Annotated in this window: 3 protein-coding genes; all 3 read right to left on the bottom strand. The window is 32.0% G+C overall.

What is annotated here, in order from left to right:
* Window positions 1–573: 573 nt before the first annotated feature.
* Window positions 574–1,137 (bottom strand): hypothetical protein, encoded by a 564-nt coding sequence (locus SLH48_RS22105; protein ID WP_320259897.1) that lies wholly within the window; start codon window positions 1,135–1,137, stop codon window positions 574–576.
* Between the two features lie 205 nt (window positions 1,138–1,342).
* A complete protein-coding gene (locus SLH48_RS22100) occupies window positions 1,343–1,534 on the bottom strand; it encodes a hypothetical protein (protein WP_320259896.1) in 192 nt (63 codons plus the stop codon).
* 199 nt (window positions 1,535–1,733) lie between these two features.
* The gene (locus SLH48_RS22095; RefSeq protein WP_320259895.1) at window positions 1,734–2,519 is read right to left on the bottom strand and encodes an aminoglycoside 6-adenylyltransferase; all 786 of its coding nucleotides are present in this window, start codon (window positions 2,517–2,519) and stop codon (window positions 1,734–1,736) included.
* Window positions 2,520–2,885 lie beyond the last annotated feature (366 nt).

Raw genomic sequence — 2,885 nt, 5'->3', positions numbered from 1 at the left:
TTGTATTAACGTTACTACTTTAAAAAATATGTATTAAACATAAGAAAGGCCCTTCTCTAAAGAGTCGAGCTTTTCTTTATTTCATTGTGCCATTGTAATACATTATATGTTCTGTTGTAGGTGCATTTAGAGAAAAATAGTTGTTCAACACAATTTATAAATGTTTCTAAATAAATTCCTATTCTATATTATTACTTGTTTTTGATCTTAAAAGGATTAAAACAAACCCAGTAACAAATAACATTAAACTTGCAACGTTTGAAGCAGTAACGTATGTTGGCATGGTTATCCGATAGATATTTGAAATTCTAAAAGAGGCATTATAACCTAGCATTTCTGAAATAAATAGTCTAACAATTGTTATTAGGATTGAAAAGAATAAGAAAATTAATCCAACTGTTTTCTTTTTGATAATCACGACTATGCCTCCAAAGGTAGATACAGCTGTAACCTCCATATCACTATAGGGAAATTCCAGATAGCCCTTACTAGCCTCTTGCGCCATTTTCTTGAATAACACATGAGAATATATTAGATAGGTTTTTCCCCTTTAACAGAAAAGCTGTACGGATTCTATTCGTTCTTTTTCTTTTTCCAACCCTTTAACATCTCTTCATCTATTTCTGCAATTACTTCTTGAGTTCCATCCTCCATATTTATTTTCACATCTACATCTTTTTCATTACTGATGGCATACCAGAACCTTTTATCACCTTCAACATCAACGATCTTAGCTTTTTCTTTCCCTGCATAGACTTCCTCAATTGAAACATCATTTATAGCACCAGAATATATATATGGTACTTGGTGCATTGAAGACCATTTTACAGGAGTATCCCATTCTGCCCCTCTAGTTTGCTTCCAACTCCATGTACCATTTTCTTGTTCAAAATATGCAATAAATATTTGTTCTCCTTGGAGCTTGTTTTCTGTAAATATGGCAATTGCATCATTTGGATGAACTACATTTTGTTCCTGATACACAAGAGAATAAGAGTAATTTACTTCTTCATCGTATTCATTTTTCAGTTCCATCTTTGAATGAAAGAAATCCTCAAAAGTTTGTTCATTAGAACACGCGACCAACAAAGTCAAGATTGGGATAACGGTTAGTAGTATTTTTTTAATAATCTTCACCTACTATTCTTGATAGTAATATTCAATTAACATGCCCTTTAACTTAATACCAATTATTTCAAAACCATTCAAATCTTACAACAATTTTTTTAAACGTAATAAAAGCGCACTGTTAGATCATCGCGCCATATTGTGGAGGATCAACATAACAAAAGGGAGTACCTCGTACACCCTTTATTGATTAGTTTATTGGTTTCAGTTAAACCTATATTTTAGGATAACCATATACATGACCTGCAGGTGCATTAAAATACCCAGGGATATCTTTTAAGGTTTTAACTGTCATATACCCATAATCTACCTTTGCACTTTCTCCCTTTAATGCAGCATCCGTAATCCAAGGATAATCTCTATTAAGTAAGTTAGAATTAAATGGATATATGACCAAAGGCAGCAAGAAAGGCGCACTTCTTATGAAGCGCGCCCTTTAACGGAAGATCGTTTCAAAGACCTTATTGAAGAAACGCATCCTTTAGTTTAAGTGTATTCATACATAAACTTAATTGATTTTACATTATGAAAAAGATATGTCTACATCTCAGTTCATTTATTACAGAAATACTAACCCTTTCCCTAAATAATTGTATTAGGAACTTCTACATTTTCTTATTTACTTCTGCTAAATATTTAATAGATTCTTGTTGAGCCTCTGATTTTATTTGGATATCAGCTTCATAATCTCGTCTGATATCAAGATATAGAGATATTGTAGATAAAATTGCGTTATAACAGCTATCTTTCTCATGAATTGCTACTGTTTTTTTAAATTCTCCCAGAAGCTCTGGAGCATCTTCTTCAATTCTTCGTACCCCTCTTGGTAATTTTTTATTTCTCATTAACACTAATGGGCCTATAACAGTTCCTCGAAGGAATGAAAGGAAATCAATTACTTCAAATAATTCTCCTCTTCCAAGTTTAGTTGCACTATAATGTATCCAAACCCAAAATCGATCTTCAATCCATTGTAGGTCTGGATAAGGAAAAGAATAATTGGTTTCACTAAGTATTTGACTTAAAGATGAATGCCTTTCCCATACTACAATAGGTTTTTCCACTCCATTCCTTACTTCTTCTATCGTTACAAATTTTAGATCTACATGAAGAATAGGAGCATTAAATAAACAAATGAGTAATCGAGGTTCACCAACATGCTCTCCAGTGAATCCTGATAAAAGATTCCCAAATTCCCTAGCAATTTGCAACCTATTTTCCATTATTTCTTCTTGGAAGGATAAGTCATAAACAAGAACTAAATCAAGGTCACTATACTGATCCATATTATTGTTTATCATTGAACCACCTGCAAGAATACCTATAAAACGTTCGTCACTTTTTATCTGCTTTATTACATTTTGAATAAAATCTTCATGCATCTTTAACATGCAAATCACTCCTGAAAATTGACCTATTAAAAATAGGTATTACGTTAGAATAACACAATAAACAAATAGACTTCAATAAGATTTTTTTCTAATAAGAAGTATGCTTTCTTGCTAAACTAATCTGTCCGTTAGAATATGCCTTACTCCATTAAATGGTCCTAAAATAAAAAATGGCACATATCTATATTTCAGATATGCGCCAGATCGTATTATGAGGTCAGTGAGTTTCCTGATTGCCCATTTTTAATAGATTTTTTCTTAAGGCAGTTTGGATAGCGTTAACTACATTCTCGCGCCATTTTGTTGAATACCACTTACCATAGAGTTCAGTTAGATGAAGTTGAAAAATTGTTTCTAAACTAATAA

Origin of the sequence: Cytobacillus sp. IB215316 (genome assembly GCF_033963865.1) — a bacterium.
Classification (GTDB): domain Bacteria; phylum Bacillota; class Bacilli; order Bacillales; family SM2101; genus Nanhaiella; species Nanhaiella sioensis.
The sequence above is the reverse complement of the archived record's forward strand: the minus strand, read 5'-3'. Positions and strand labels throughout refer to the sequence as shown.

Excerpts from the sequence above, each read along its gene's own strand:
- SLH48_RS22095 (WP_320259895.1), bottom strand. The coding sequence starts at position 2,519 with ATGTTAAAGATGCATGAAGATTTTATTCAAAATGTAATAAAGCAGATA.